The following is a 10,267-nucleotide window of genomic DNA, read 5'->3' on the forward strand; positions in this document are numbered from 1 at the left end:
CGCGTCCCCCGCCGCGAAAAAGTCGCGCACGAGACTGACGCTGGCTGTCACGAGGCTGTCGCGAGACGAGAAGCGCCCTCGATTCCGAGGGCGCCATCGTCGCTCTGAGGTTGTTCGTGCCGCCCGCGGGCGGTCGCGGCACCTACCGCTCGCCGACGCTCGCCGGGGCGAGCTCGCGGTGGTGGTCCCTGAGGGCGCCGCGCGGCGCGTGGTAGGAGGGGCACTGCGGGAAGTCCCTCCACTCGACGTGCTCGACGAGGTCGTCGACCATGCCGGCGTGGTCGAAGCTCTCCCAGGCGGCGAGCACGTCGTCCATGCGGGCGTGCGTCTCGGGCCTGCGGGGCATGAAGAGGGTGCAGCAGTCGGGCGCCGTCTGGCACGAGATGTCATAGGTCCCGATCTCGTGGGCGCGCGCGATGATCTCCTGCTTGTCCGAGCCGATGAGCGGGCGCAGGACGGGCATCGTCACGGCCTCGTTGACCGCGGCGATGTTCTCGAGTGTCTGGGAGGCAACCTGGCCGAGGGACTCGCCGGTCACGAGCGCCTTGGCGCCCTCGAGCCGGGCGATCCGCTCGGAGACCTGGAGCATGATGCGGCGGTACATGATGATGCGCAGGCTCTGGGGCACGGCGAGGGAGATCTCGCGCTGCCGCTCCCCGAACGGGACGACGTAGAGGCGGCCGATCGTGCCCGAGGGGGCGAGCGCCCCGACGATGTCCTGGCAGAGCCACTCGCTGGTGTCGGCGGTCATGGGGCGTCCCGAGAAGTGCACCGGGACGCAGATGGCGCCGCGACGTCCCACCATCCAGGTGGAGACCGGCGAGTCGAAGCCGCTCGAGAGCAGCGTGACGACCTTGCCGGCCGTGCCGACGGGCAGGCCGCCCACGCCCGGGGCCGAGGAGGCGTAGACGTAGGTGGACCCCTGCACCACGTGGACGACGACGGTGACGTCAGGGTGGTGGACGTCGACCTTCTTGTCGGGGAAGGACTCGCAGAGCACCGACCCGACGATCCTGTTCATGTCCAGCGTGTGGACGGCGTAGGTGGTCGACGAGCGACGGGCGTGCACCTTGAAGCTCGCGAAGTCGCCCGCCTCGCCGAGCGCGCGCACGGCGGCGGAGCAGTACTCGCCCTCGTCGAGCCCGCACTTGTAGGCGAGCGAGACGCGCGCCACGCCGGGCACGCGCCTGATCGCAGCGGCGAGCTCGTCGCTCGCGAGCCTGTCCTCGGTCTCCACGACGATGTAGCCGGAGATGCGGGAGATGGCCGAGACCGGGAAGTCCCGGAGGGCGCGATGCAGGTTGGTGACGAGCTGGTTCTCAAAGGTCGAGCGATTCTTCCCCTTGAGGCCGATCTCGTGGTAGTGGACGAGGCAGAGTCTCTCGGTCATGCAGCGACCTACAGGGAGATGACGTTGGCGCCCTTGATGTCCTCGTCGAAGTCCTCCTTGACGAAGCCGAGGGTGCCCTCCTCGATCTCCTGCATGGCAACCGAGACCGGGTCCTTGCCGGAGACGACGGTGGTGATGTCGTCAAAGTCCTGGATGGCGGTCACGCGCAGGTGCTGGCCGCGAACCATGTTGTTGATGTCGCAGGCGCGCTTCGAGGCGATCGAGCAGAGCAGGAACGGGTTGTTCTCGGTCTTGTCGAGCAGGTTGTCAATCTCGGGCTTGATCACGGACATCTTGTGAGGGACCTCCGTCCATCTCGTACGTGTGTATCACTTCTTGCAGCTCGGAGCAGGCGCGCTCGAGGTCGTCGTTGACGATGCGCACGTCGTACTCCGCGGCGCGCTCCATCTCGGACCGGGCGTTCTCGAGGCGCAGGCTCACCTGCTCCTCGCTCTCGGTGCCGCGGCCGCGCAGCCTCCGCTCGAGCTCGGCCATGCTGGGGGGCTCGACGAACACGAGGACCGCGTCGGGCATGACGGAGCGGACGGCGAGGCCGCCCTGGACGTCGATCTCCAGGACGACGGACTCCCCGCCCGCGAGGACGCGCTCGACCTCGCTGCGAAGGGTCCCGTAGCGATGGGCGTGGACCCACGCCCACTCCAGGAACTCCCCCGCCGCGAGGCGACGGTCGAACTCGGCGTCGTCCATGAAGTGGTAGGAGACGCCGTCCTTCTCACCTTCGCGAGGCTCCCTCGTCGTCGCAGAGACCGTCAGCCCCAGGCAGGACACCCGCTCGCGCAGAAGCGAGACGAGCGTGCCCTTGCCTACGCCTGACGGTCCGGAGACTACGAAGACTCGAGCTCTTCTGGCCAACTCTACTTGGTGAGGGCCTCGACGAGCTGCTCGCGCTGACGGGCGCCCAGGCCCTTGACGCGACGGGATGCGGAGATGCCCAGCTCGTCCATGATCTTGGCGGCCTTGGCCTTGCCATAGCCGGGAAGGGACTCGATGAGGGTGGAGACCTTCATGCGGCTGGCGATGGGGTCGTCGGACTCGAGGACGGACTCGAGGGAGACCTTGCCGCTCTTGATCTTCTCGCGCAGCTCGGCGCGCTCGTGACGGGCCTTGGCGGCCTTCTCGAGGGCGGCCTTGCGCTGCTCGTCGGTAAGCTGAGGTAGAGCCATGTGATCCTCCAAACATCGTTAAATCCCATGAGCCGGGGGGCTTCCCCGTCGGCTCGCTAACCTAGTTTGCGCGTTGAGCGGCGGTTTTGCAATACCTCTTCACCAAAGGTGCAGGTCGGAGGCGACCCGCATACAAAACGCGCAGGTAGACATAAGAAAGTCTACGCCATGAGCTCGCCACAGATGGCGTCGAATGCGGCGAGAGGGTCGTCCGCGCCCGTGATGGGACGGCCGACGACCAGCTTGGAAGCGCCGGCGGCGATGGCGGCGGCGGGCGTGGCGATGCGCTTCTGGTCGCCCACCTCGGCGCCCGCGGGGCGCACGCCCGGGGTGACGATCAGGGCGTCAGGGCCGAGAAGGGCGCGCATCTCGGCGGCCTCCTGCGGCGAGCAGACGATGCCGTCGGCGCCGGAGCCGTACGCGAGGCTCGCGAGTCGGGCGACCTCCTCGGCGACCGGCGACTCCACACCGATCTCGGCGAGGGCGGCCTGGTCCATGCTCGTGAGGACCGAGATGGCCACGAGGCGCGTGCGGTCGCCGCCGCGCTGCTCGGCGGCCTCCTCGGCGCCCTTGCGCGCCGCGGCGATCATCGCCGAGGAGCCCAGTCCGTGGATGGAGAGGATGTCGGCGCCGGTGAGCGACGCCGCGCGGACGGCACCCTGCACCTGGAACGGGATGTCGTGGACCTTGAGGTCGAGAAAGACGCGCAGGCCGCGCTCGCGCATGGCGTCGACGATGGCGGGGCCCTCGGCGTAGAAGAGGGTCATGCCCACCTTCACCCACGTGGCCTTGCCGGCGAGCATGTCCGCCAGCTCGAAGGCTCGCTCCCTGGAGCAGTCCAGCGCGATGATGATCTTGTCGCTTGCCTCTTCGTACGTCAGCATTCGAAGGCTCCAATCAGCTCGTTGATGTCTGCGACGCCCTGCTCGGCCGCCCAGGAGGCGAGGCCGTCCACGATGTCAGACGCGCAGGTCGGGTCATAGAAGCTCGCGGTCCCCACCGTGACCGAGGTGGCGCCGGCGAGGATCATCTCGGCGGCGTCGCGCCAGCTCGCGATGCCGCCCATGCCGTTGATGGGGATCTTGACGGCCTGGGCCGCCTCCCAGACCATGCGCACGGCGATGGCGTGGATGGCGGGGCCGGACACGCCGCCCGTAGGCTTGGAGAGGCGGCTTTTGCGAGTGCGCACGTCGATGGACATGCCGTTGATCGTGTTGATGAGCGAGAGGGCGTCGGCCCCCTCGGCCTCGCAGGCGCGCGCGATCTCGGGCACGCGGACGGGGGCCATCTTCACGAGGAGCGGACGGTGGACGCGCGGGCGCACCGCGCGGACGACCTCGGAGGCGCTCTCGGGCGTGCCGCCCACCAGCGCGCCGCCGCGGGCGATGTTGGGGCAGGAGATGTTCATCTCGACGCCGCTGGCCCACGGGCAGAGCTCCTCGATGAGCTCGACGGCGGCCACGTACTCCTCGACGGAGTGCCCGGCCGCCTGCACGATCACGCGGCAGCCGCGCCCCTCGAGCCCGGCAAGGTACTCACCGTAGCTCTCGACCATCCCGCGCACGCCCGGGTTGGCCAGACCCACGGTGTTCATCATGCCGCTCGGCACCTCGCACATGCGCGGCGCGGGGTTGCCGTCCCAGGGCTCGGCCGAACATCCCTTGAGCGTGATCGCACCCAGGCGCGAGACGTCGAAGAAGTCCTCGAAGACCGAGCCAAAGGCGAAGGTGCCCGAAGCGGTGTTGACGGGGTTCTGCATTCTCACGCCGCCGAGGTCGACGGCCATGCTCACGTTCTTCTCGCCCATCACCAGGCCACCTCCTCCGCGTCGAAGACGGGGCCGTCCTTGCAGCAGGACTTGTAGGTGCCGTCGACCATGGCCACGTTGCAGGTGCCGCACGCGCCAAAGCCGCAGCACATCATGCGCTCCATGGAGACCATGCAGGCGACGCCGACCTCGTGGCAGAGGCGGGCGACGCCGGCCATCATGACCTCGGGGCCGCAGGTGTAGACGACGTCGTAGTTGTTGGCGGCGAGAAGGTCGGCGAGGGCGTCGGTGGTGAAGCCGGCACGCCCGGCGGTCCCGTCGTCGGTGGTCACGGACACGACGCCGGCGCCGAGGCCCTCGAGCACGTCCGTGCCCCAGAGCCTGCCGGCGGTCTGCGCGCCCACGACGGCGTCGAAGGCCACGCCCGCGCCCGCCAGCATGCGGGCGCACGCGACGATGGGGGTGATGCCCACGCCGCCGGCCACGACGCAGGCGCGGCGGGCACCGTCGACGAGGGGCCAGGGGTTGCCGCAGGGGCCAACGGCGGTCGAGGTCTCCCTCGCCGCCATGGCGGCGAGGCGGCGCGTGCCGTCACCGACGACCGCGTACACGATCTCGACGGTGCCGGCCGCGGCGTCGGCGCAGCTGAAGGACAGCGGGACGCGCAGGATCTGGCTCGCGTCGCCGGGGACGGAGACGTTCACGAACTGGCCGGGCTTGATCGCGGAAGCGAGCTCGGGCGCGGAGAGGACGATGCGCATGAGACCGTCGGCGGCCGGCTCGTTCGAGACGACCTCGAACTCGTGGACGCCCAGGCCGGACGCGCTCATCGGAAGCCCCTCCTGACCGGGGTGAGCTCGCCGTCGGTGAGGGTGCGACGGCCGGCGACGAAGACGTCGGAGGCGCACCCAGTGAGGGTCTGGCCCAGCCACGCGGAGTTCTTGGAGCGGCTCTGGAGCCAGTCCTCGGTGACCGTGACCTCGGCGGAGGGGTCGATCAGCGTGAGGTCGGCGGTGCTGCCCTCCTCGACGCGGATCTCCGGGAGGCGCAGGCAGCGGCGCGGGTTCACGGCCATGACCTCGACGAGGCGCGACCAGCTCATCTTGCCCGGCAGCACGAGGTTGGTGAGCATGAGCGGCAGCGACGTCTCGAGGCCCACGATGCCGAAGAAGGCGATCTCCCACTCGCAGTCCTTCTCGTGCGGGGCGTGCGGCGCGTGGTCGGTGACGACGCAGTCGATCGAGCCGTCGAGGATGCCCTCGCGGAGTGCCGCCGCATCGGAGGCGGTGCGCAGCGGCGGGTTCATCTTGAGGTTGGTGTCGTAGGCGTCGGTGATGTCGTCCTCGCAGAGGAACAGGTGGTGCGGCGTGACCTCGCAGGTGACCGGCAGGCCCTCGGCCTTGGCGGCGCGCACGAGCTCGAGGCCCTTCTCGGTGGAGATGTGGGCGATGTGGAGGCTGCAGCCGGTCATGCGGCAGAGCTCGATGTCGCGGTAGATCTCCAGCTCCTCGCCCAGCGCCGGCCAGCCGAACATGCCGAGGCGCGTGGAGGCGCAGCCCTCGTTGATGACGCCGTGCGTGGTGAGCGACTCGATCTCGCAGTGCGCGGAGACGACCTTGTCGAACTGGCTCACGTACTCCATGCAGGTGCGCATCATGCCGGCGCTCTGGACGCCGTGGCCGTCGTCGGAGAACGCGACGGCGCCCTCCATGACCATGTCACCGATCTCGGCGAGCGTCTGGCCCTTCTCGCCCGCCGTGAGCGCGCCGATGGGACGCACGTGGCAGAAGCCGGCGTGGCGGGCGCGGTCGATCTGGTAGCGGACCTCGGCGCCGGTGTCGGTCACGGGGTCGGTGTTGGGCATCGTGGCGACGTCGGTGAAGCCGCCGTGGGTCGCGGCGCGCGCGCCGGACTCGATGGTCTCCTTGTACTCGAAGCCGGGATCGCGGAAGTGCACGTGCATGTCCACGAGGCCGGGCACGAGGTACTTGCCGGCGGCGTCGATGACCACGGCCCCGTCGGGGGCGGCGAGGTCCTCCCCCACCGCCGCGATCTTCTCGCCGTCGATAAGAACGTCACGGACGTCGTCGAGGCCCACCTGGGGGTCGACGACGTGGGCACCCTTAAGCAGATACGCCATTGTTCTCTCCTCCCAGAAGCAGGTACATCTCGGCCATACGCGTGAGGACGCCGGCGTTGACCTGGTCGAGGATGCGCGAGCGCGCGCAGTCGGCCACGTCGGCGTTGATCTCCATGCCGCGGTTCATGGGGCCGGGGTGGCAGATGATGGCCTCGGGCTTCATCTTGCCCACGCGCTCCATGTCCAGGCCCCAGAGGCGGTTGTACTCGCGACGGGACGGGATGGCCGCGCCCTCCATGCGCTCGAGCTGGACGCGGAGCATGTAGACGACGTCCATCTCGGGGATCACGGCGTCGAGGTCGGCGGTCTGGGGCACGCCGTAGTAGTCGGGGTCGTCGACCTGGAACGTGGGCGGGCCCACGAGGGTGACGTCGGCGCCCATGGTCTTGAGCGCGGGCACCAGGCTGCCGCAGACGCGGCTGTGGCTGAGGTCGCCCACGATGGCGACCTTGAGTCCGTCGAGGTGGCCGAAGTTCTCGCGGATGGTGTAGAGGTCCAGCATCGCCTGCGTGGGGTGCTGGTGCTTGCCGTCGCCGGCGTTGATGACGATGGCGTCGGTGTGCTCGGTGATCTTCTGCGGCGTGCCGGCGAGCTTGGCGCGGCAGATGAACATGTCGACGTTCATGGCGTCGATCGTCTCGATGGTGTCGGCGAGGCTCTCGCCCTTGACGACCGAGCTCGTGGCTCCGCCCATCGAGAGGGAGTCGGCCGAGAGGCGCTTCTCGGCGAGCTCGAAGGAGCTCTTGGTGCGCGTCGACGGCTCGAGGAAGAGATTGACGATCGTGCGGCCCCTCAGCGCCGGGACCTTCTTGATCGCGCGCTTGTTGACCTCGGAGAACGAGCGGGCCGTGTCGAGGATCTGCGTGATGTCGTCAGCGGTCAGGCTCGTCGTGTCGATCAGGTGTTTGACGGACAGCATGGGTTGGCACCTCCTGGTTCTACTCGGTGGGCTTGGTCCAGATCTCGACCGCGTTGGTCTCGTCGTAGGGCGCGATGGTCACGCGGACGTCCTCCTCGCGCGACGAGGGGACGTTCTTGCCCACGTAGTCGGCGCGGATGGGGAGCTCGCGGTGGCCGCGGTCGACCATGACCGCGAGCTGCACGGTGTTGGGGCGACCGAGGTCGATGAGGGCGTCGAGCGCGGCGCGGATCGTGCGCCCGGTGTAGAGGACGTCGTCGACGAGGACGATGTCGCGGTCGTCGACGTCGAAGGGGATGTCGGTCCCAAACTCAACCGGCGCGATCTTGCGGCGGACGTCGTCGCGGTAGAAGCTGACGTCGAGGGAGCCCACGGGCGGGCGCGTGTCCTCGATCTTGGCGATCTCGTCGGCCAGCAGCGGCGCGAGCGCGGCGCCGCGGCGAACGATGCCGACGAGCGCGACGCCCTCGGCCCCCTCGTTCTTCTCGATGATCTCGTGCGCGATGCGGGTGAGCGCGCGAGTCATGGCCTGCCCATCCATGATCTGGGCTTTGAGCTGTGGCTGCTCCATGGGACTCCCTTCGCAAGAAAAAGACGCCCTGCCGTGCGGCGCGAGCGTCAAGAAGGGTGTATGGGAGCGTCCCGAGGGACCTGACCTTGCTGGCGTCTCGCACCGGCTTAAAGAATCCCCCTCACTGTACGTCAGAGTGCGCCCGTTCGCAAGGGTCACGCGGCGGACGAGCGTCCTTCTCGCCTAGGCGAACTGCGCGCGGTAGGCGGCGCAGACCTCCTCGACGGGGCCGTCCATGCGCTGGACGCCCTTCTCGATCCACACGGCCCGCTGGCAGATGCGCTCGACCTGCTCCATGGAGTGCGAGACGAAGAGCACCGTGACGTTCCCCGACTTGATGAAGTGCTGGATGCGCTCCTCGCACTTCTGCTGGAAGAAGACGTCGCCCACCGAGAGCGTCTCGTCGACGATGAGGACGTCGGGCTCGGTGACCGTGGCGATCGCGAAGGCGATGCGCGCGACCATGCCCGAGGAGTAGTTCTTGAGCGGCATGTCCATGAAGTTCTGGAGCTCGGCGAAGTCGATGATCTCCTGGAGGTGCTCGTCGATGAACTGGCGGGTGTAGCCGAGCAGCGCGCCGTTGAGGTAGATGTTCTCGCGGGCCGTGAGCTCCGGGTCAAAGCCGGCGCCCAGCTCGATGAGCGGCGCGATGTTGCCGCGCACGGTGACGCTGCCCTCCGAGGGCTCCAGCACGCCGGCGATGCACTTGAGCATCGTCGACTTGCCCGAGCCGTTGGTGCCGACGAGGCCCACGACCTCGCCGCGGCGGACCTTGAAGCTCACGTGGTCGAGCGCGCGGAACTCCTTGAAGAACAGCTCGTGCCTCATGAGCTTGATGAAGTACTCCTTGAGGTTGTTGAGCTGCTCGCTCGCGATGTTGAAGATCATCGTGACGTCGTCGACCTCGATGGCGTAGTCGTCGTTGGAGGGTGCCATGGTATGAACCGCCTAGATGTAGAGGATGAACTTGTGCTCGGTCTTGCGGAACACGAGGTAGCCGAGGGCGAGCAGGGCGAGCGCCCACGCCGCGCACAGCAGGATGACCGTCGCGGACGGGCTCGTCTGGTAGACGATGGCGCAGCGCATCATCTCGAGGTAGTTGTACATGGGGTTGAGCTTCACCACGGCGATGACGAACCACGGGGCGCTCGAGTTGGTGAGCAGCGACAGGTCCCAGAAGATGGGCGTGAGGTAGGTCCACGCGGTGATGACGACGCTCCAGAGGTGGATCATGTCGCGGAAGAAGACGGCGAGGGAACCGATGAGCAGGCTGATGCCCATGCAGAAGACCATGAGCAGCGCGAGCGCGGGGAACATCCAGAGGATGTGCCACGTGGGGACCACGCGGAAGAACAGCATGACCACGGCCACGGCGATGAGCGAGAAGGAGAAGTTGAAGGCGGCCGAGAAGACCTTCTGCACGGGGAAGACCCAGCGGTCCACCTTGACCTTCTTGAGCAGCGGCGCCGCGTCGATGATCGAGCGGAGGCCGGAGCTGGTCGACTCGTTCATGAGGGAGAACGTGATGTTGCCCACGATGAGGTAGAGCGGGTAGTTCTCGACGCTGGAGCCACGCAGGAAGTACGAGAAGACGAAGCTCATGATGATCATCATGAGAAGCGGGTTGAGCACGCTCCAGACCACGCCGAGCACCGAGCGGCGGTAGCGGAGCTTGAAGTCCTTGTTCACGAGCTGCTGGAGGATGAAGCGGTCCTTGGCGTAGGCGCTCGAGACGTGCACGATCTTCTCGGCTGTGGATGCGGCGTGACTCAAGATCGTCTTCCTCCGGTAGTTGGCTCATCCGTCGCTGAAATCCTATCACAGCGGCTCGGAGGCCATAGAATCGCCAAGTGCGGCGCGAGACGAAAAGAGGCCGGAGGTAATCCTCCGGCCTCGAGAGTTCCTGGCTCCCCGGGTAGGATTCGAACCTACGACACGCTGATTAACAGTCAGCTGCGCTACCACTGCGCCACCGGGGAATGTGCTCGCGCAAGGAGAAAGTATACAGAAGTGACGGAGATGCGCAACCCTCTTTTTTCGAATGCCGCGAGGACGCGTGCGGATCTAGAAATCGCCGACGTTGTACCGGGTGCTTCTAGGAATCCGGCCGGTTGTCCGGAGCGATTCTAGGAATCGGCGACGTTGTACCGCCCGCTTCTAGAAAACGCTGGCCTTGTCATGACGGCGTCTAGACGATATGAGGGGAAGCGGCTGAGACCCCTCGCGTGAAGTTGGCCCCCTGGGCGTCGTGGGTTAGGCTCGGTCGCGTCATCGTCCGGCTTGCCACAGTCACGG

The 10,267-nt window shown here is 67.6% G+C and carries 12 protein-coding genes and 1 tRNA gene; all 13 read right to left on the bottom strand.

The features are described 5' to 3' along the window. Positions 1–142 precede the first annotated feature (142 nt). Positions 143–1,390, bottom strand: a complete 1,248-nt coding sequence (gene thiI / locus B5F73_RS02250) for a tRNA uracil 4-sulfurtransferase ThiI (RefSeq protein ID WP_087225743.1) — start codon at positions 1,388–1,390, stop codon at positions 143–145. A gap of 8 nt (positions 1,391–1,398) precedes the next feature. Then, positions 1,399–1,683, bottom strand: a complete 285-nt coding sequence (locus B5F73_RS02255) for a DNA-directed RNA polymerase subunit omega (RefSeq protein ID WP_087225746.1) — start codon at positions 1,681–1,683, stop codon at positions 1,399–1,401. Beyond that, on the bottom strand, positions 1,658–2,263 hold the full coding sequence (gene gmk, locus B5F73_RS02260; RefSeq protein WP_087225749.1) for a guanylate kinase: 606 nt from the start codon (positions 2,261–2,263) through the stop codon (positions 1,658–1,660). Before gmk ends, B5F73_RS02255 begins: the two co-directional genes overlap by 26 nt. Before the next feature lie 2 nt (positions 2,264–2,265). Beyond that, positions 2,266–2,574 (bottom strand): integration host factor, actinobacterial type, encoded by a 309-nt coding sequence (mihF, locus tag B5F73_RS02265; protein WP_075576522.1) that lies wholly within the window; start codon positions 2,572–2,574, stop codon positions 2,266–2,268. Between the two features lie 161 nt (positions 2,575–2,735). Then, complete coding sequence (gene pyrF, locus B5F73_RS02270; RefSeq protein ID WP_204206239.1) at positions 2,736–3,458, bottom strand: orotidine-5'-phosphate decarboxylase; 723 nt, start codon at positions 3,456–3,458, stop codon at positions 2,736–2,738. Then, the gene (locus B5F73_RS02275) at positions 3,452–4,381 is read right to left on the bottom strand and encodes a dihydroorotate dehydrogenase (RefSeq protein ID WP_087225752.1); all 930 of its coding nucleotides are present in this window, start codon (positions 4,379–4,381) and stop codon (positions 3,452–3,454) included. Before B5F73_RS02275 ends, pyrF begins: the two co-directional genes overlap by 7 nt. After that, complete coding sequence (locus B5F73_RS02280; protein ID WP_087225755.1) at positions 4,381–5,172, bottom strand: dihydroorotate dehydrogenase electron transfer subunit; 792 nt, start codon at positions 5,170–5,172, stop codon at positions 4,381–4,383. The genes B5F73_RS02275 and B5F73_RS02280 overlap by 1 nt, the downstream gene beginning before the upstream one ends. Beyond that, a complete protein-coding gene (locus B5F73_RS02285; RefSeq protein ID WP_087225758.1) occupies positions 5,169–6,482 on the bottom strand; it encodes a dihydroorotase in 1,314 nt (437 codons plus the stop codon). Before B5F73_RS02285 ends, B5F73_RS02280 begins: the two co-directional genes overlap by 4 nt. Further along, positions 6,466–7,401 carry an aspartate carbamoyltransferase catalytic subunit gene (locus B5F73_RS02290; RefSeq protein WP_087225761.1) on the bottom strand — a complete coding sequence of 312 codons (936 nt, stop codon included), beginning with the start codon at positions 7,399–7,401 and terminating at the stop codon, positions 6,466–6,468. The genes B5F73_RS02285 and B5F73_RS02290 overlap by 17 nt, the downstream gene beginning before the upstream one ends. Positions 7,402–7,420: 19 nt before the next feature. After that, on the bottom strand, positions 7,421–7,972 hold the full coding sequence (gene pyrR / locus B5F73_RS02295; RefSeq protein ID WP_087225764.1) for a bifunctional pyr operon transcriptional regulator/uracil phosphoribosyltransferase PyrR: 552 nt from the start codon (positions 7,970–7,972) through the stop codon (positions 7,421–7,423). A gap of 183 nt (positions 7,973–8,155) precedes the next feature. Continuing rightward, positions 8,156–8,908 (bottom strand): ABC transporter ATP-binding protein, encoded by a 753-nt coding sequence (locus tag B5F73_RS02300; RefSeq protein ID WP_087225766.1) that lies wholly within the window; start codon positions 8,906–8,908, stop codon positions 8,156–8,158. 12 nt (positions 8,909–8,920) lie between these two features. After that, positions 8,921–9,745 carry an ABC transporter permease gene (locus tag B5F73_RS02305; protein ID WP_239379763.1) on the bottom strand — a complete coding sequence of 275 codons (825 nt, stop codon included), beginning with the start codon at positions 9,743–9,745 and terminating at the stop codon, positions 8,921–8,923. Positions 9,746–9,876: 131 nt separating this feature from the next. Beyond that, positions 9,877–9,951 (bottom strand) — tRNA-Asn (locus B5F73_RS02310). Positions 9,952–10,267: the final 316 nt, after the last annotated feature.

This window comes from Olsenella sp. An270, from assembly GCF_002159735.1.
In the GTDB taxonomy this organism is placed as follows: Bacteria; Actinomycetota; Coriobacteriia; order Coriobacteriales; family Atopobiaceae; genus Thermophilibacter.

Coding starts and splice junctions, on each gene's coding strand:
- thiI (WP_087225743.1), bottom strand. CDS start 1,390: ATGACCGAGAGACTCTGCCTCGTCCACTACCACGAGATCGGCCTCAAG.
- B5F73_RS02255 (WP_087225746.1), bottom strand. CDS start 1,683: ATGTCCGTGATCAAGCCCGAGATTGACAACCTGCTCGACAAGACCGAG.
- mihF (WP_075576522.1), bottom strand. CDS start 2,574: ATGGCTCTACCTCAGCTTACCGACGAGCAGCGCAAGGCCGCCCTCGAG.
- pyrF (WP_204206239.1), bottom strand. CDS start 3,458: ATGCTGACGTACGAAGAGGCAAGCGACAAGATCATCATCGCGCTGGAC.
- B5F73_RS02275 (WP_087225752.1), bottom strand. CDS start 4,381: ATGGGCGAGAAGAACGTGAGCATGGCCGTCGACCTCGGCGGCGTGAGA.
- B5F73_RS02280 (WP_087225755.1), bottom strand. CDS start 5,172: ATGAGCGCGTCCGGCCTGGGCGTCCACGAGTTCGAGGTCGTCTCGAAC.
- B5F73_RS02285 (WP_087225758.1), bottom strand. CDS start 6,482: ATGGCGTATCTGCTTAAGGGTGCCCACGTCGTCGACCCCCAGGTGGGC.
- B5F73_RS02290 (WP_087225761.1), bottom strand. CDS start 7,401: ATGCTGTCCGTCAAACACCTGATCGACACGACGAGCCTGACCGCTGAC.
- pyrR (WP_087225764.1), bottom strand. CDS start 7,972: ATGGAGCAGCCACAGCTCAAAGCCCAGATCATGGATGGGCAGGCCATG.
- B5F73_RS02300 (WP_087225766.1), bottom strand. CDS start 8,908: ATGGCACCCTCCAACGACGACTACGCCATCGAGGTCGACGACGTCACG.